The following is a 16,758-nucleotide window of genomic DNA, read 5'->3' as shown; positions in this document are numbered from 1 at the left end:
GATAAATGGCACGTTACATTGGTCCAAAATGCAAACTGTCTCGTCGTGAAGGCACTGACCTGTTCCTGAAGAGCGGCGTTCGCGCTCTGGAATCGAAGTGCAACATCGAAGCAGCCCCAGGTATCCACGGCCAGCGCCGTGGCCGTCAGTCCGACTACGGTACCCAGCTGCGCGAGAAGCAAAAAGTTCGTCGTATCTACGGTGTTCTGGAGCGTCAGTTCCGCGGTTACTACCAGGCTGCAGCCTCGAAAAAAGGCGCAACCGGTGAGAACCTGCTGCAACTGCTCGAGTGCCGTCTGGATAACGTCGTCTACCGTATGGGCTTCGGCTCGACTCGTTCCGAGTCCCGTCAGCTGGTTTCGCACAAAGCGATCAGCGTCAACGGTAAGACTGTAAACATTCCATCCTACCAAGTTCGTCCGGGTGACGTGGTCGCGGTTCGCGAGAAGTCGCTGAACCAGCTGCGCATTGTTCAAGCCCTTGAACTGTGCGCCCAGCGTGGCCGCGTTGAGTGGGTTGACGTGGATGCTGCCAAAAAGTCGGGCGTTTTCAAGAACGTTCCTGCTCGCAGCGACCTGTCTGCCGACATCAACGAGAACCTGATTGTCGAGCTCTACTCCAAGTAAGGGCTAGAAAATAGGTGCATCCATGCAGATTTCGGTAAATGAGTTCCTGACTCCCCGCCACATTGATGTGCAGGTAGTCAGTCCGACCCGCGCCAAGATCACGCTCGAGCCTCTCGAGCGTGGTTTCGGCCATACCCTGGGCAACGCGCTGCGCCGCATCCTGTTGTCCTCCATGCCTGGCTGTGCAGTAGTCGAGGCCGAGATCGATGGCGTACTCCACGAGTACTCCGCGATCGAAGGTGTACAGGAAGACGTCATTGAAATCCTGTTGAACCTGAAAGGCCTGGCTATCAAACTGCACGGTCGTGACGAAGTTACGCTGACCTTGTCGAAAAAGGGTTCGGGGGTGGTTACCGCTGCCGATATTCAGCTGGATCACGATGTCGAGATCGTCAACCCCGATCACGTAATCGCGAACCTGGCGTCGAACGGCGCCCTGAACATGAAGCTCACCGTAGCTCGTGGTCGTGGTTACGAGCCGGCTGACTCCCGTCAAACCGACGAAGACGAAAGCCGTAGCATTGGCCGTCTGCAGTTGGACGCTTCGTTCAGCCCGGTGCGTCGTATCGCCTATGTGGTCGAGAACGCCCGTGTTGAACAGCGTACCAACCTGGACAAGCTGGTCATTGATCTGGAAACCAACGGCACTCTGGATCCTGAAGAGGCTATCCGCCGCGCTGCGACCATCCTGCAACAGCAGTTGGCCGCGTTCGTCGACCTCAAAGGTGACAGCGAGCCTGTCGTAGTCGAGCAGGAAGACGAGATCGATCCGATCCTGCTGCGTCCGGTTGACGACCTGGAACTGACTGTACGTTCGGCCAACTGCCTCAAGGCGGAGAACATCTACTACATCGGCGACCTGATTCAGCGTACCGAAGTAGAGCTGTTGAAGACTCCTAACCTGGGCAAGAAGTCCCTGACTGAAATCAAGGACGTCCTGGCCTCTCGTGGTCTGTCTCTCGGCATGCGCCTCGACAACTGGCCGCCTGCAAGTCTTAAGAAAGACGACAAGGCGACCGCCTGATCGTCGTAATCACCGAACGTAGTGTTTGGTAAGGAATGAATCATGCGTCATCGTAAAAGTGGACGTCACCTGAGCCGTACCAGCTCTCACCGCAAGGCTATGTTCCAGAACATGGCAGTGTCGCTGATCGAGCACGAGCTGATCAAAACCACCCTGCCGAAAGCCAAGGAACTGCGCCGCGTTGCCGAGCCGCTGATCACCCTGGCCAAGGAAGACAGCGTAGCTAACCGTCGTCTGGCCTTCGACCGTACCCGTTCGAAGTCCGCTGTTGGCAAGCTGTTCAACGACCTGGGCAAGCGTTACGCCACCCGTCAGGGCGGCTACCTGCGCATCCTGAAGTGCGGTTTCCGCGCTGGCGACAACGCTCCTATGGCGTACGTCGAGCTGGTTGATCGTCCGGTCGGCGGTGCTGTAGAAGCTGCTGAGTAAGACGTTCTGTCTGCTACAAAAAACCGGGCCTAGTGCCCGGTTTTTTGTTTTTGTATGTATTATTTATTTCTATTGATATAAGTCATGTAATGAATTTGTCCCTGTAACCTTGCTCGTCAATACTCTCTCCTAAGCCGATTAGCCGGCGCTTGAAGACTGATAAGGAGAGCCCATGAGCAAGATTCTCACCACCGCCAGCGGTGCACCTGTAGCCGACAACCAGAACTCCCGCTCCGCCGGCCCGCGTGGCCCGCTGCTGCTCGACGACTTTCATCTGATCGAGAAGCTCGCCCATTTCAATCGCGAGAACATTCCTGAGCGCCGCGTCCATGCCAAGGGTTCGGGCGCCTATGGCACCTTTACCGTCACTCGCGACATCACTGGCTACACCAGTGCCAAGTTGTTTGAGGCAGTCGGTAAACAGACCGAGACCTTCCTGCGTTTCTCCACCGTTGGTGGCGAGCGTGGCTCTGCGGATACCGAGCGCGACCCACGTGGCTTCGCCGTCAAGTTCTACACCGAGGAAGGCAACTGGGACATCGTCGGTAACAACACGCCGGTGTTCTTCATTCGCGACCCGCTGAAGTTCCCGGACTTTATCCACACCCAGAAGCGCCACCCGCAATCCAACCTGAAGAACGCCCAGATGATGTGGGATTTCTGGTCGCACTCCCCAGAGGCGCTGCACCAGGTCACCATCCTGTTCTCTGACCGCGGCATTCCGGACGGCTATCGTCACATGCACGGCTTCGGTAGCCACACCTACAGCCTGATCAATGCCAAGGGTGAGCGCACCTGGGTCAAGTGGCACTTCAAGACCCAGCAAGGCATCAAGAACCTCGCCCCGGCAGATGCCGCACGCCTGGCAGGTAGCGACCCGGACTACGCCCAGCGCGACCTGTTCGAGGCCATCGAGCGTGGTGATTACCCTCGCTGGACGGTATGCATCCAGGTGATGAGCGAAGCCGAGGCCGCCAGCCGCGACGAAAACCCCTTCGACGTGACCAAGACCTGGTCGCAGAAGGACTATCCGCTGATCGAGGTGGGCGTGCTTGAACTCAATCGCAACCCACTCAACTACTTTGCCGAGGTCGAGCAGGCTGCATTCGGGCCGAGCAATATGGTGCCGGGTGTCGGCCTGTCGCCGGACCGCATGCTGCAAGGCCGCGTATTCGCCTACGCTGACGCACACCGCTACCGTGTAGGGACCAATCACCAACAATTGCCGGTGAACGCGCCACGCTGCCCGGTAAACAGCTATCAGCGCGACGGCTCCATGGCCACTGGCAGTTACGGCAGCGCGCCGAACTACGAGCCCAATAGCTACGCTGATGCGCCGAAGCAGTCGCCACGCCATGCTGAGCCTGCACTGGCACTGAATGGTGCGGCAGACCGCTACGACCACCGCGAGGACACCGACTATTACAGCCACGCCGGCGCACTGTTCCGCCTGATGAACGATGAGCAGAAGGCGCTGTTGATCAGCAATATCGCCGGTACCATGGCAGGCGTCAGCGCAGACGTGATCCAGCGCCAACTGCAGTACTTCTTCAAGGCTGACCCGGCCTACGGCGAAGGTATCGCCAAGGCGCTGGGCATCAATCTCGGCTAAGTCGAAGTGATAAGGAGAACCGCCCTCATTTGGGCGGTTTTTCAATGAATATCACTACTGTTTAGCCGATTTTTTGCATCTAATTGCGCGTTTTTCAGTGACCGCAGGCAAAAGCTGGTTCACACTATGTGGCATAGACGTTTTCACATGGAGAAGCAGGGCGATGCAAGGTCACCCGGACGTAATCAACTACCTCGTTACGCTGCTGAAGGGCGAACTGGCGGCGCGCGACCAGTACTTCATTCACTCGCGTATGTACGAAGACTGGGGCCTGTCCAAGCTCTACGAGCGCATCAATCACGAGATGGAGGAAGAGACGCAGCACGCCGATGCCCTGATGCGTCGCATCCTCATGCTCGAAGGCACCCCTGACATGCGCGCGGATGACCTGCACGTAGGCAGCACCGTGCCGGAAATGATCGAGGCCGATCTCAAGCTCGAGTACAAGGTACGTGCCGCGCTGTGCAAAGGTATCGAGCTGTGCGAGCTGCACAAGGACTACATCAGCCGCGACATCCTGCGTGCGCAACTGGCGGATACCGAAGAAGATCACACCTACTGGCTGGAGAAGCAGCAGGGTCTGATCAAGGCCATTGGCCTGGAAAACTACCTGCAGTCGCAGATGTAAAAAAGCCGGGGCTGCTTTGCAGCCCTTTCGCGACACAAGGCCGCTCCCACCGGAGGATTGCATTTCCCTGTGGGAGCGGCCTTGTGTCGCGAAAGGGGCGCAAAGCGCCCCCAAAGCCTTACGCGCGATCCCGCTCCAACAGCGGTTTCAGGTAATGCCCGGTATAGGACTGTTTCATCTCGCTCAGTTCTTCCGGCGTACCGCAGGCAATGATCTGCCCACCCTTGGAGCCGCCTTCCGGCCCCAGGTCCACCAGCCAGTCTGCAGTCTTGATCACATCCAGGTTGTGCTCAATCACCACCACGGTATTGCCGTGGTCCCGCAGGCGATGCAGCACGTCCAGCAACTGCTGGATATCGGCAAAGTGCAGGCCTGTGGTCGGCTCGTCGAGGATGTACAGGGTCTTGCCGGTATCGCGCTTGGACAGCTCGCGTGACAGCTTCACCCGCTGTGCCTCGCCGCCAGACAGCGTGGTCGCCGATTGCCCCAGCTTGATGTATGACAGGCCCACGTCCATCAACGTCTGCAGCTTGCGCGCCAGCGCCGGTACTGCATCGAAGAACTCACGCGCATCCTCGATGGTCATTTCCAGCACCTCGTGGATGTTCTTGCCCTTGTACTTGATCTCCAGGGTTTCGCGGTTGTAGCGCTTGCTCTTGCACACGTCGCACGGCACATAGATGTCCGGCAGGAAGTGCATCTCCACCTTGATCAGGCCATCGCCCTGGCAGGCCTCGCAACGGCCACCCTTGACGTTGAACGAGAACCGCCCCGGGCCATAACCGCGCGAGCGCGATTCCGGCACGCCGGAGAACAGCTCGCGGATCGGCGTGAAGATGCCGGTGTAGGTCGCCGGGTTCGAACGCGGAGTGCGGCCGATCGGGCTCTGGTCGATATCCACCACCTTGTCCAGGTGCTGCAGGCCGTCCATGCTGCTGTGCGCTGCCGCTTCCAGGCTGCTTGCGCCATTGAGGGCAGTGGCGGCGAGGGGGAACAGGGTGTTGTTGATCAGCGTCGACTTGCCCGAGCCGGACACCCCGGTCACGCAGGTCAGCAGGCCGATTGGCACTTCCAGGTCGACGTTCTGCAGGTTGTTGCCGCGCGCGCCCTTGAGCTTGAGCTGCAGCTTCTTGTTGCGCGGCGTGCGCTTGGCCGGCACGACGATCTTCTTGCGCCCGGACAGGTACTTGCCGGTCAGCGAGTCGGGGTGGTCCATGACCTCCTGCGGCGAGCCCTCGGCGACGATCTGCCCGCCATGCACGCCGGCCCCTGGGCCGATATCCACCACGTAGTCGGCCAAGCGAATGGCGTCCTCGTCGTGTTCCACCACGATCACCGTGTTGCCCAGGTCGCGCAGGTGGTTGAGGGTGGCCAGCAGGCGGTCGTTGTCGCGTTGATGAAGGCCGATGGACGGCTCATCGAGGATGTACATCACCCCCACCAGGCCGGCGCCGATCTGGCTGGCCAGGCGAATACGCTGGGCTTCACCGCCAGACAACGTCTCGGCGCTGCGGTCCAGGGTCAGGTAGTCGAGGCCGACGTTGACCAGGAATTGCAGGCGCTCACAGATTTCCTTGAGGATCTTCGCCGCGATCTCGCCACGGCGGCCTGTCAGTGTGAGGCCGGCGAAATACCCACTGGCATCGCCGATCGGCATGTTGGTCACCGCCGGCAGGGTTTTCTCGCCCACCCACACGTGACGCGCCTCACGGCGCAGACGAGTGCCACGGCAATCCGGGCAGGGCTGGGTGCCGAGGAACTTGGCCAGTTCTTCTCGCACGGTGGCCGACTCGGTTTCGCGGTAGCGGCGCTCCAGGTTCGGCACGATGCCCTCGAACGGGTGCGAGCGCTTGACGATGTCGCCACGGTCGTTGAGGTACTTGAAGTCGACGCTCTGCTTGCCGCTGCCCTGCAGGATCACCTTCTGGTGCTCGGCCGACAGCTGGCCGAACGGTTCCTCCAGGCTGAAGCCGTAATGTGCGGCCAGCGAGCCGAGCATCTGGAAGTAATACACATTGCGCCGGTCCCAGCCGCGGATCGCGCCCTCGGCCAAGGTGAGTTCGGCATTGACCAGGCGCTTGGTGTCGAAGAACTGCTTCACTCCCAGGCCGTCGCAGGTCGGGCAGGCACCGGCGGGGTTGTTGAAGGAAAACAGCTTCGGCTCCAGCTCGCTGATGGCATGGCCGCACACCGGGCAGGCGAAGCGCGCGGAGAAGATCATCTCTTCGCCTTGTTCGTCGTCCATCGGCGCCACCAGGGCGATGCCGTCGGCCAGTTTCAGCGCGGTCTCGAACGACTCGGCCAGGCGCTGTTGCAGGTCGGCACGGACCTTGAAGCGGTCCACCACCACATCGATGCTGTGCTTCTTCTGCTTGTCCAGCTTGGGCAGTTCGTCGAGCTCGTAGAGCTTGCCGTTGACCCGGGCGCGCACGAAGCCCTGGGCGCGCAGTTCGTCGAATACTGCCAGGTGCTCGCCCTTGCGCTCGCGCACTACCGGTGCCAGCAGCATCAGCTTGCTGCCTTCCGGGCGCTCCAGCACCAGGTCGACCATCTGGCTGATCGTTTGCGCCTCCAGCGGGATATCGTGGTCCGGGCAGCGTGGGGTGCCGACGCGGGCGTACAGCAGGCGCAGGTAGTCGTAAATTTCGGTGATGGTGCCGACCGTGGAGCGCGGGTTGTGCGAGGTCGACTTCTGCTCGATGGAAATGGCCGGCGACAGGCCTTCGATGGTGTCGACGTCAGGCTTTTCCATCATCGACAGGAACTGCCGGGCGTAGGCCGACAGCGATTCCACATAGCGGCGCTGGCCTTCGGCGTACAGGGTGTCGAACGCCAGGGACGACTTGCCGGAACCGGACAGGCCGGTGATCACGATCAGCTTGTCCCGGGGCAGGGTCAGGTCGATGTTCTTCAGGTTGTGGGTACGTGCCCCACGAATCAGGATCTTGTCCACTGCGGCCTCGCTCGGCGGGCATAAACAAGGAAGTATACGGCGCGCCAGTATGACGCGGCAAAGCGTCGCGTAGATGCCGTCAAGCTGTCGGACTGATAGAATCGCCGCCGGTTCACACGAGGTTAATCCATGCACGACACCCACAACGAGCGCATGAGCAGCGGCGAAACCCGTGCTGCTGGTGGCCTGGCCCTGGTCTTTGCCTTTCGTATGCTGGGCATGTTCATGGTCTTGCCGGTGCTGGCTACCTACGGCATGGACCTGGCCGGTGCCACGCCTGCGTTGATTGGCCTGGCCATTGGTGCCTACGGCCTGACCCAGGCGGTATTGCAGATCCCGTTCGGGATGATTTCCGACCGCATCGGCCGCCGGCCGGTGATTTACCTGGGGCTGGTGGTGTTTGCCCTGGGCAGTGTGTTGGCCGCCCAGGCCGACTCCATCTGGGGCGTGATCGCCGGGCGTATCCTGCAGGGCGCCGGGGCGATTTCCGCCGCAGTCATGGCATTGCTGTCCGACCTCACCCGCGAGCAACACCGGACCAAGGCCATGGCCATGATCGGCATGAGCATCGGCCTGTCGTTCGCCGTCGCCATGGTCGTCGGCCCATTGCTGACAAGAGCCTTTGGTTTGTCAGGATTGTTCCTGGCCACGGCAGGACTTGCCTTGGTCGGTATCCTGCTGATCGCCTTCGTCGTGCCCAACACGCACAGCATCCTGCAGCATCGCGAGTCGGGCGTGGCACGCCAGGCCATCGGCCCGACCCTGCGCCACCCGGACCTCCTGCGCCTGGACGTGGGCATTTTCGTTCTCCACGCCATCCTCATGGCCAGCTTCGTCGCGTTGCCATTGGCCTTCGTCGAGCGCGGCGGCCTGCCGAAGGAGCAGCACTGGTGGGTGTACCTGACCGCGTTGCTCATCTCATTTTTTGCAATGGTCCCGTTCATCATCTACGGCGAAAAAAAGCGCAAGATGAAACGTGTGCTGGCCGGGGCGGTCAGTGTGTTGCTGCTGGTCGAGGTGTTCTTCTGGCAGTGGGCTGACGGTTTGCGCGGACTGGTGATCGGCACCGTGGTATTCTTCACTGCATTCAACCTGCTGGAGGCGTCGTTGCCTTCACTGGTGAGCAAGGTGTCGCCTGCAGGTGGCAAGGGGACGGCAATGGGGGTTTACTCCACCAGCCAGTTCCTCGGTGCTGCCCTGGGAGGAATCCTCGGTGGCTGGTTGTTCCAGCACGGCGGGCTGAGCACGGTGTTTCTCGGTTGCGCGGTACTGTGTGCCATCTGGTTGGTCGTCGCCTTGGGCATGAACGAGCCGCCCTATGTGACCAGCCTGCGCATGCCACTGACGCCCGAGGCAGTCCGGGAAGCCGGCCTGAGCGAGCGTCTGATGGCCGTGCCGGGTGTGACCGACGCCGTTGTGGTGGCAGAAGAAGCCGCCATCTATATCAAACTGGATACGAAAATTTTGGACCGTACGACCCTCGAGCGCCTGGTGAACCCGGCCTCTTCGGCGTGCGAAGCCTAGGAGAACGTTATGGCCCGTGGGGTTAACAAAGTCATTCTGGTCGGCACTTGTGGCCAGGATCCCGAAGTCCGCTACCTGCCCAACGGTAACGCCGTGACCAACCTGAGCCTGGCCACCAGCGAGCAGTGGACCGACAAGCAGTCGGGCCAGAAGGTCGAGCGTACCGAGTGGCACCGTGTGTCGCTGTTCGGCAAGGTTGCCGAAATCGCTGGCGAGTACCTGCGCAAGGGTTCGCAGTGCTACATCGAAGGCAAGCTGCAGACCCGCGAGTGGGAAAAAGACGGTATCAAGCGCTACACCACCGAGATCATCGTCGACATCAACGGCACCATGCAGCTGCTCGGCGGCCGTCCGCAGAACCAGCAGCAGGGCGGCGACCCGTACAACCAGGGTGGCGGCAACTACGGCGGTGGCCAGCAGCAGTACAACCAGGCCCCACGCCAGCAGGCCCCGCGCCCGCAACAGGCCCCTCAGCGCCCGGCGCCGCAGCAGCCAGCCCCACAGCCGGCGGCTGACTTTGACAGCTTTGATGACGATATTCCGTTCTGATCAGAACAGTCAGACGTCTAGCTAGACCAGAAACCCAGGGCAACTGCCTTGGGTTTTTTTTCCTTGGCGCAAGGTGATGATGCCAGGACTTCTATAATTCCCATGAAATACCTTTTTTTCTTGTAAGGCATTTCTGAAGCTGGTCTTGCGTCAACTATTTATTGTCGCGATTGTTTAGTATCCACGCTTTTCAAAGGAGTGGATCATGCAATCAGACAATGAAGAGTTAGTTCAAAAGCATATAACGCTGAAGGATTCGGCAGGGACCTATCAGGTCCCTGGATTCAGTGAGGACTATGCAGCATATCTCGAAGGTTGCAATGAAGGGGCAGGATACTCCGGAGGCTTCGTGATGGCGGTAGGTGCCTTGATTGCCCTGGTGGGTTTCGGCACGATGGTTTTCGGCCCTGAGACGATTACCTATAACAGGGTCACGGGTCCAACCTTATTTCAATACGTAGAGATGTATCCAGGTCCGATATTCACTGTGGGTGGAGCTCTATTTGCTTTGGGGACTCACCTTTATGCAAAAAAGGCTGTTAGCCGAGAAGTGTTTCTGTTGACGCGCTACAAGCTTCTCGCTCATGACGGGAAAGATGTCAGCGGCGAAGCTCAACTGCGTTATCTGGAAGGCGACACATTCAATATATCCATCCACTAAATAATCAGTCGATACACGAGTAATGTGAACGCCGCTACTTTGATGTCCATTTCGACCATTGCGGTAATGTTCCGTTTTCGAGTGCCGCCTGTGCGAACGCCAAATCCAGGGCGACTGCTCTGGTTTTATTATGGGTAGCCATCCTGTGTAGGAAGCATCTGAAAATGTTGATATGGTCACAGCAAGCTGTGCCGACAGGGACTAACGCCGATACCATTTGGGCCACTCTCTCATTCGGGAGCAAAGCTGCACACCAGTGCGGTCTACGGCCTCTTTCCTGCGCATTGGGAACCATAGCAAAGCATTCGGCGGCTGACCTACCCGGATCAGTTGTCGAATGCTTTTCTAGATCTCGATGTCAGCGCAGATCTAAAGTCATGCGCATCCTGTTTGCTGCGCGATAGCGCAGCCCGGAAGGGCTGGGTGATCTCTCATAGAACAACACATAACTTATTGATTTAGCAGGGGCCCTGTGGGAGCGGGCGCGCCCGCGAACACCGGCGCAGCCGGTGCCAGCCACCGCGTTGGATTCTTCGCGGTGGTTCGTCCCTCGACACGCCCGCTCCCACAGAGGCCGCATCAGGGCTGACAAGTGTTTGCCACAAGATATGCAGCGCCTTTGAGATCGAGCGCCGCCCGCGCGGCGCTCGATCTCACAGGCGCTGAAGATGCCGCGGCGAGCACTGGCAACCCTGATGCCATTGCCAGAAACCATAGAATCTCCCACACAGGCCGCGTCGCGCTTACGAATTGAGTTCTCTGCGCGACAGCGCAGCCCTGCAGGGCTGTGTGATCTCCCACAGGAATAGCGCTTAGGCTCGGGCCTGAGCACGGTGCTTTGCACAGGTAGCGCCAGCAACAGTGTCTGCCACTGACCCATGTCATCGCACCTTCTCGTTTCTTGACTAGTCTTATCCATTGGCGGCCATCAAAAAGCCGCCACCGTGATTACTCAAGAGGCGCCGGCTATGTTCCGAGCGTCCAAACCTGATCAGGAGTGCACGATGGACCTGAACCGTCGGCAATTCTTCAAGGTCGCCGCCGTCGGCCTTGGAGGCTCGAGCCTTGCGGCGTTGGGCATGGCCCCGACACCTGCCTTCGCCGAGCAGGTGCGCCACTTCAAGCTGGCGCACACCAAAGAAGCCCGTAACACCTGCCCGTACTGCTCGGTCGGCTGCGGCCTGATCCTGTACAGCCAGGGTGACGCGGGCAAGAACGTCAAACAGAACATCATCCACATCGAAGGCGACGCCGACCACCCGGTCAACCGCGGCACCCTGTGCCCGAAAGGCGCCGGCCTGCTCGACTTCATCCACAGCCCCAGCCGTCTCAAGTACCCCGAGATGCGCAAGCCGGGCAGCAACGAGTGGGTGCGGGTCAGCTGGGACGAGGCGCTCGACCGCGTCGCCGACCTGATGAAGCAGGACCGCGACGCCAACTTCATCGAGAAGAACGCCCAGGGGCAAACGGTCAACCGCTGGCTCACCACCGGTTTTCTCGCTGCCTCCGCCGCCTCCAGCGAGGCTGGCTACCTGACCCACAAGGTCATCCGCGCAACAGGCATGCTGGGGTTCGATAACCAGGCACGTGTCTGACATGGCCCGACGGTGGCAAGTCTTGCCCCGACGTATGGCCGTGGCGCCATGACCAACCACTGGTCCGATATCGCCAACGCGAATCTGGTCCTGGTGATGGGTGGCAACGCAGCAGAAGCGCATCCGTGCGGCTTCAAATGGGTGACCGAGGCCAAGGCGCACAATCAGGCGCGGCTGATCGTGGTCGACCCGCGGTTTACCCGTACCGCTTCGGTGGCGGACTACTACGCGCCGATCCGTACCGGGACCGACATCGCCTTCATGGGCGGGCTGATCAATTACCTGCTGAGCAACGACAAGATCCAGCACGAATACGTGCGCAACTACACCGACGTGTCGTTCATCGTCAAAGAGAACTATGGCTTCGAGGACGGGCTGTTCAGCGGCTACGACGAGGCCAAGCGCGTATATGCCGACAAATCCGGCTGGGGCTACGAGCTGGGTGAGGACGGTTTTGCCAAGGTCGACCCGACCCTGCAGCACCCGCGCTGCGTGTTCCAGCTGATGAAGCAGCATTACAGCCGCTATACCCCGGAACTGGCGAGCATGACCTGTGGCATGCCGCAGGACGCCATGCTGAAAATCTGGGAAGAGATCGCCACCTGCTCGGTGCCGGGCAAGACCATGACGATCCTCTACGCGCTGGGCTGGACGCAGCACTCGATCGGTGCGCAGATCATCCGCAGTGCGGCCATGGTCCAGCTGCTGCTAGGTAACGTCGGCATGCCGGGTGGCGGGGTCAACGCCTTGCGCGGGCACTCCAACATCCAGGGCCTGACCGACCTCGGCCTGCTGTCCAACTCGTTGCCGGGCTACCTGACCCTGGCCGGCGATGCCGAGCAGGACTACGCCGCGTTCATCGACAAGCGCGCCTCCAAGCCACTGCGTCCGGGACAACTGTCGTATTGGCAGAACTACGGCAAGTTTCACGTCAGCCTGATGAAAGCTTGGTATGGCGCCAACGCCACGGCTGAAAACAACTGGGGCTACGACTGGCTGCCCAAGCTCGATGTGCCGGCCTATGACGTGCTACGCATGTTCGAGATGATGGGCCAGGGCAAGGTCAACGGCTACATGTGTCAGGGCTTCAACCCGATTGCCGCGCTGCCGGACAAGAACCGCGTGACCGCGGCGCTGGGCAAGCTCAAGTGGCTGGTGGTCATGGATCCGCTGGCCACCGAAACCTCGGAGTTCTGGCGCAACGCCGGGCCGTTCAACGATGTCGAAACGGCCAATATCCAGACCGAAGTGATTCGCCTGCCCACCACCTGCTTCGCCGAGGAAGACGGCTCGCTGGTCAACAGCAGCCGCTGGTTGCAGTGGCACTGGAAGGGCGCCGACGGCCCGGGCGAAACCCGCACCGACGTACACATCATGAGCGAGCTGTTCCTGCGCCTGCGGCAACGCTACCAGGCCGAGGGCGGTGCCTACCCAGACGCGATGATGAACATCAGCTGGCCGTACAAGATCCCTGAAGAGCCGTCGCCGGAGGAGCTGGCCAAGGAGATGAACGGCTGGGCGGTGGCCGACGTCACCGACCCGACCGGTGCGCTAATCAAGGCAGGCCAGCAACTGGCAGGCTTCGGCCAGCTCAAGGACGACGGCAGCACCGCATCGGGTTGCTGGATCTTCACCGGCTGCTGGACCGAGCAGGGCAACCAGATGGCCCGCCGCGACAACAGCGACCCGTACGGCATGCACCAGGTGCAGAACTGGGCCTGGGCCTGGCCGGCCAACCGCCGCATCCTCTACAACCGCGCCTCCAGCGACCCGCAAGGCAAACCGTGGGACCCGGAGAAGAAGCGCCTGGTGTGGTGGAACGGCAAGGCCTGGACCGGCACCGACGTGCCCGACTTCAAGGTCGACTCGCCACCGGAGGCGGGGATGAACCCGTTCATCATGAACCCCGAAGGCGTGGCGCGCTTCTTCGCCATCGACAAGATGGCCGAAGGCCCGTTCCCCGAGCACTACGAGCCATTCGAGACGCCGATTGGCATCAACCCGCTGCACCCGCAGAACAAGAAGGCCACCAGCAACCCGGCCGGGCGGGTCTTCGACTCGGTGTGGGACACCCTCGGCAAGCACGACGAGTTCCCATACGCGGCGACCACGTACCGGCTGACCGAGCACTTCCACTTCTGGAGCAAGCATTGCCCGCTCAACGCCATTATCCAGCCCGAGCAGTTCGTCGAGATCGGCGAGGTGCTGGCCAACGAGAAGGGCATCAAGGCCGGTGACCGGGTGCGGGTGTCGAGCAAGCGCGGGCACATCGATGCGGTGGCGGTGGTGACCAAGCGGATTCGCCCGCTACAGGTCAACAACCAGACTGTGCACCAGATCGGCATCCCGCTGCATTGGGGCTTCACCGGGTCTACGCGGCATGGCTACCTGACCAATACCCTGGTGCCATTCCTGGGTGACGGCAACACGCAGACGCCAGAGTCCAAGTCGTTCCTCGTCAAAGTGGAGAAACTCTGATGGCCAGCCAAGACATCATCGCCCGCTCGGCCACCACCACCGTACCGCCTTCGGTACGCCAGCAGCAGGAAGTCGCCAAGCTGATCGACACCACCAAGTGCATTGGCTGCAAGGCCTGCCAGGTGGCATGTTCGGAGTGGAACGAACTGCGTGACGAGGTCGGCCACAACCACGGCACCTACGACAACCCCCAGGACCTCACCGCCGAGACCTGGACCCTGATGCGCTTCACCGAGCACGAGCGCGACGACGGCAACCTGGAGTGGCTGATCCGCAAGGATGGCTGCATGCACTGCGCCGACCCAGGTTGCCTCAAGGCCTGCCCGAGCCCGGGGGCGATCATCAAGCACGCCAACGGCATCGTCGACTTCAACCAGGACCACTGCATCGGTTGCGGCTACTGCATCACCGGCTGCCCGTTCAATATCCCGCGCATCTCGCAGAAGGACCACAAGGCGTACAAGTGCACCCTGTGTTCCGATCGTGTGACCGTCGGCCTGGAGCCGGCCTGCGTGAAAACCTGCCCGACCGGGGCGATCGTGTTCGGCAGCAAGGACGAGATGAAGGTGCATGCCGCCGAGCGCATCGTCGACCTCAAGTCGCGGGGCTACGACAAGGCCGGGCTGTATGACCCGGACGGTGTCGGCGGCACCCACGTGATGTACGTGCTGCATCATGCCGACACGCCAAAGCTGTACGCCGGCCTGCCGGACCAGCCGGTGATCAGCCCGCTGGTGGGGTTGTGGAAGGGCTTCACCAAGCCGTTGGCGCTACTGGCCATGGGCGCGGCGGTGCTGGCCGGGTTCTTCCACTACGTGCGGGTTGGCCCGCAGCGGGTCGAGGAAGACGAACACCCGGCGCCAGCGGACGACGGCGTGCACCAGGTGGACCCGTCGGTGCACGTCTATGACCCGACCAAGCCTGCCGGCCAAGGGGAGCAGCGGCCATGAACGACAACAAACCCATCCTGCGCTACAACGCCAACGAGCGGACCAACCACTGGATCGTCGCCATCCTGTTCGTGACGGCCGGGCTGTCCGGGCTGGCGCTGTTCCACCCGGCGATGTTCTGGCTCAGCCACCTGTTCGGTGGCGGCCCTTGGACACGCATCTTGCACCCGTTCCTCGGGGTGGCGATGTTCGTGTTCTTCCTCGGCCTGGTGCTGCGTTTCTGGCGCGCCAACTTCATCACCGCCAACGACCGCCTGTGGCTGCGCCGCATCGATCGAGTGATGCTCAACAAGGAAGAGGGCGTGCCACCGATCGGCAAGTACAACGCCGGGCAGAAGCTGTTGTTCTGGACGCTGTTGCTGTGCATGTTGGTGTTGTTGCTTAGCGGCGTGGTGATCTGGCGTGCCTATTTCAGCCATTTCTTCGACATCGGCTCGATTCGCCTGGCGTCGCTTGCCCATGCGTTGGCGGGCTTCGTGCTGATCCTCAGCATCATCGTGCACATCTACGCCGGTATCTGGATCAAGGGCTCGGTCGGCGCCATGCTGCATGGCTGGGTCAGCCGGGCCTGGGCACGCAAGCATCATGAGTTGTGGTACCGCGAAGTGACCGGCGATAAAACGCCGAGCAATCACGGACGAAAAGAAGGATGAGCACTTGAGCACGATACTCGAACCTGGGCAGATCGAAGCGTCGGCGGTGATGCCGCCGTTTCTGCACCTGCCGCCCGCCAACCTGTTCGAACTGCGCGCCGCACGCCTGGAGCAGTTGGCCGAGGGCAATGCGCTTGGCGACTACCTGCGCTTGATTGCGCAACTGTGTCGCGTTCAGCAGCGGCTTGTGGATAACCCGCCTGGCAGTTTACCGGTGGCCGAGGAGCGTCAGCGCCTGTGCATAAGTCATGGGTTGCCGCCGCTGGCGGCTGACAGCCTGGTGCGCGAAGGGCCCTGGCTGGTCTGGTTGCAGGCGTTGCTCGAACACCTCGTCGATGTGGCCAACGGCCCACTGGGCGAGGCGTTGCAAGTGCTGCGAAGCAGTGATGACAACCAGCGCAAGGGTTGGGGCATTGCCTTGCTGGCTGGCCAGTACGATGCGGTGCCCGCAGCATTGGTGCCGTTCCTGGGGGCCGCGCTGCAGGCTGCCTGGTCCAGCTGGCTGCTGGCGCTGCCGACACCCGAGCTGAAACCCGCTGGCAGCCTGGCGCAGTGCCCGGCGTGTGGTTCGCCGGCGATGGCTGGGGTGGTGCGCAACCGTGGCAAACACAATGGTCTGCGCTACCTGGCCTGTTCACTGTGTGCCTGTGAATGGCATGTGGTGCGGGTCAAGTGCGTGTACTGCGAATCGAGCAAGGACCTGCGCTACACCAGCCTCGAGGATGACCGCCATGCACCGGGCAAGGCACCGCTACGGGCCGAGTGCTGCCCAGGGTGCGAAAGCTACCTGAAGCAGAACTACCTGGAAAACGATGCGGCGGCGGAGCCGCTGGCCGATGATCTGGCCAGCCTGGCGCTGGATATCCGCCTGGACGAGGAGGGCTTCCATCGGTTGGCTCCCAATCTGATGCTCGCGCCTGGGTAGTGTCTACACTGAAAGACCGAGTTGCCTTCTTCGCGGGCACGCCCGCTCCCACAAGGACCTATGCCGGCCCCGAGGCCTGTGGAGAACCCTGTGGGAGCGGGCATGACCGCGAAAGGGCCAAAACAGACAACGGATCAGTCCAAGGTAGTAC

General features: G+C 61.2%; 13 protein-coding genes. 12 read left to right on the top strand and 1 reads right to left on the bottom strand.

Going from position 1 to position 16,758, the window contains the following annotated elements:
• Nucleotides 1-5: 5 nt before the first annotated feature.
• The 5 genes from rpsD (at nt 6) to bfr (ending at nt 4,319) form a co-directional block, all read left to right on the top strand.
• Nucleotides 6-626 (top strand): 30S ribosomal protein S4, encoded by a 621-nt coding sequence (rpsD, locus tag TZ03_RS26100; protein ID WP_003257114.1) that lies wholly within the window; start codon nt 6-8, stop codon nt 624-626.
• 22 nt (nt 627-648) lie between these two features.
• Nucleotides 649-1,650, top strand: a complete 1,002-nt coding sequence (locus tag TZ03_RS26095; protein WP_003255452.1) for a DNA-directed RNA polymerase subunit alpha — start codon at nt 649-651, stop codon at nt 1,648-1,650.
• 42 nt (nt 1,651-1,692) lie between these two features.
• On the top strand, nt 1,693-2,079 hold the full coding sequence (gene rplQ, locus TZ03_RS26090) for a 50S ribosomal protein L17 (RefSeq protein WP_003255451.1): 387 nt from the start codon (nt 1,693-1,695) through the stop codon (nt 2,077-2,079).
• A gap of 172 nt (nt 2,080-2,251) precedes the next feature.
• Entirely contained in the window at nt 2,252-3,691 is a 1,440-nt protein-coding gene (locus TZ03_RS26085) for a catalase (protein ID WP_051101248.1), read from the top strand.
• A 163-nt stretch (nt 3,692-3,854) separates the two neighbouring features.
• Nucleotides 3,855-4,319, top strand: coding sequence for a bacterioferritin (gene bfr / locus TZ03_RS26080; RefSeq protein ID WP_051101247.1), 465 nt, complete (start codon nt 3,855-3,857; stop codon nt 4,317-4,319).
• Nucleotides 4,320-4,437: 118 nt separating this feature from the next.
• Here bfr and uvrA read toward each other — a convergent pair whose 3' ends face one another.
• Nucleotides 4,438-7,272: an excinuclease ABC subunit UvrA gene (gene uvrA / locus TZ03_RS26075; RefSeq protein ID WP_051101246.1), complete on the bottom strand. Its 2,835-nt coding sequence runs from the start codon at nt 7,270-7,272 to the stop codon at nt 4,438-4,440.
• Nucleotides 7,273-7,401: 129 nt separating this feature from the next.
• Here uvrA and TZ03_RS26070 point away from each other — a divergent pair, with 129 nt between their 5' ends.
• From TZ03_RS26070 to fdhE, 7 genes are all read left to right on the top strand, one after another.
• Nucleotides 7,402-8,796, top strand: coding sequence for an MFS transporter (locus TZ03_RS26070; RefSeq protein ID WP_051101245.1), 1,395 nt, complete (start codon nt 7,402-7,404; stop codon nt 8,794-8,796).
• Nucleotides 8,797-8,805: 9 nt separating this feature from the next.
• A complete protein-coding gene (locus TZ03_RS26065; RefSeq protein WP_051101244.1) occupies nt 8,806-9,345 on the top strand; it encodes a single-stranded DNA-binding protein in 540 nt (179 codons plus the stop codon).
• A 205-nt stretch (nt 9,346-9,550) separates the two neighbouring features.
• The gene (locus tag TZ03_RS26060; protein WP_051101243.1) at nt 9,551-10,006 is read left to right on the top strand and encodes a hypothetical protein; all 456 of its coding nucleotides are present in this window, start codon (nt 9,551-9,553) and stop codon (nt 10,004-10,006) included.
• Nucleotides 10,007-11,010: 1,004 nt separating this feature from the next.
• On the top strand, nt 11,011-14,079 hold the full coding sequence (gene fdnG / locus TZ03_RS26050; protein WP_152645543.1) for a formate dehydrogenase-N subunit alpha: 3,069 nt from the start codon (nt 11,011-11,013) through the stop codon (nt 14,077-14,079).
• Nucleotides 14,079-15,029: a formate dehydrogenase subunit beta gene (fdxH, locus tag TZ03_RS26045; RefSeq protein WP_051101240.1), complete on the top strand. Its 951-nt coding sequence runs from the start codon at nt 14,079-14,081 to the stop codon at nt 15,027-15,029. The genes fdnG and fdxH overlap by 1 nt, the downstream gene beginning before the upstream one ends.
• Nucleotides 15,026-15,682 (top strand): formate dehydrogenase subunit gamma, encoded by a 657-nt coding sequence (locus TZ03_RS26040; protein ID WP_051101239.1) that lies wholly within the window; start codon nt 15,026-15,028, stop codon nt 15,680-15,682. Before fdxH ends, TZ03_RS26040 begins: the two co-directional genes overlap by 4 nt.
• 4 nt (nt 15,683-15,686) lie before the next feature.
• Complete coding sequence (gene fdhE, locus TZ03_RS26035; protein ID WP_051101238.1) at nt 15,687-16,607, top strand: formate dehydrogenase accessory protein FdhE; 921 nt, start codon at nt 15,687-15,689, stop codon at nt 16,605-16,607.
• The last annotated feature ends 151 nt before the right edge of the window (nt 16,608-16,758 follow it).

It is taken from the genome of Pseudomonas sp. 10-1B (genome assembly GCF_000935045.1).
Lineage (GTDB): Bacteria > Pseudomonadota > Gammaproteobacteria > Pseudomonadales > Pseudomonadaceae > Aquipseudomonas.
The sequence above is the reverse complement of the archived record's forward strand: the minus strand, read 5'-3'. Positions and strand labels throughout refer to the sequence as shown.

Coding starts and splice junctions, on each gene's coding strand:
- rpsD (WP_003257114.1), top strand. CDS start 6: ATGGCACGTTACATTGGTCCAAAATGCAAACTGTCTCGTCGTGAAGGC.
- TZ03_RS26095 (WP_003255452.1), top strand. CDS start 649: ATGCAGATTTCGGTAAATGAGTTCCTGACTCCCCGCCACATTGATGTG.
- rplQ (WP_003255451.1), top strand. CDS start 1,693: ATGCGTCATCGTAAAAGTGGACGTCACCTGAGCCGTACCAGCTCTCAC.
- TZ03_RS26085 (WP_051101248.1), top strand. CDS start 2,252: ATGAGCAAGATTCTCACCACCGCCAGCGGTGCACCTGTAGCCGACAAC.
- bfr (WP_051101247.1), top strand. CDS start 3,855: ATGCAAGGTCACCCGGACGTAATCAACTACCTCGTTACGCTGCTGAAG.
- TZ03_RS26070 (WP_051101245.1), top strand. CDS start 7,402: ATGCACGACACCCACAACGAGCGCATGAGCAGCGGCGAAACCCGTGCT.
- TZ03_RS26065 (WP_051101244.1), top strand. CDS start 8,806: ATGGCCCGTGGGGTTAACAAAGTCATTCTGGTCGGCACTTGTGGCCAG.
- TZ03_RS26060 (WP_051101243.1), top strand. CDS start 9,551: ATGCAATCAGACAATGAAGAGTTAGTTCAAAAGCATATAACGCTGAAG.
- fdxH (WP_051101240.1), top strand. CDS start 14,079: ATGGCCAGCCAAGACATCATCGCCCGCTCGGCCACCACCACCGTACCG.
- TZ03_RS26040 (WP_051101239.1), top strand. CDS start 15,026: ATGAACGACAACAAACCCATCCTGCGCTACAACGCCAACGAGCGGACC.